The sequence below is a fragment of the Janthinobacterium lividum genome (assembly GCF_011601275.1).
In the GTDB taxonomy this organism is placed as follows: Bacteria; Pseudomonadota; Gammaproteobacteria; order Burkholderiales; family Burkholderiaceae_D; genus Janthinobacterium; species Janthinobacterium lividum_E.
The window spans coordinates 1-320 of the sequence record NZ_JAAOLY010000071.1 but is presented as its reverse complement, the minus strand read 5'-3'; the positions used below and the strand labels follow the sequence as shown (position 1 = coordinate 320).

The window sequence follows — 320 nt, the reverse complement described above, 5'->3', positions numbered from 1 at the left end:
TCGTAGTAGTTCCGCGTTGGGGCTGTAGCTCAGCTGGTTAGAGCACCGTGTTGATAACGCGGGGGTCGTTGGTTCGAGTCCAACCAGCCCTACCAGCTAATTAGTAAAATCTCAGGGGGATTAGCTCAGCTGGGAGAGCACCTGCTTTGCAAGCAGGGGGTCGTCGGTTCGATCCCGTCATCCTCCACCAAAGTTTTACTCGAAAGTGCAAACGTAAGCCGCTAGGTTTAGGTTTGATCTTTTAGCGATCAAAGCTGTTTCGTTCTTTAACAATCTGGAAGAAGTAAAGATTATTTATTGATCGGTTTGCCGTAAAAGGT

At 48.1% G+C, this 320-nt stretch carries 2 tRNA genes; both read left to right on the top strand.

Going from position 1 to position 320, the window contains the following annotated elements:
* Positions 1–18 precede the first annotated feature (18 nt).
* Positions 19–95 (top strand) — tRNA-Ile (locus GYK42_RS28920).
* 19 nt (positions 96–114) lie between these two features.
* Positions 115–190, top strand: a tRNA-Ala gene (locus GYK42_RS28915).
* Positions 191–320: the final 130 nt, after the last annotated feature.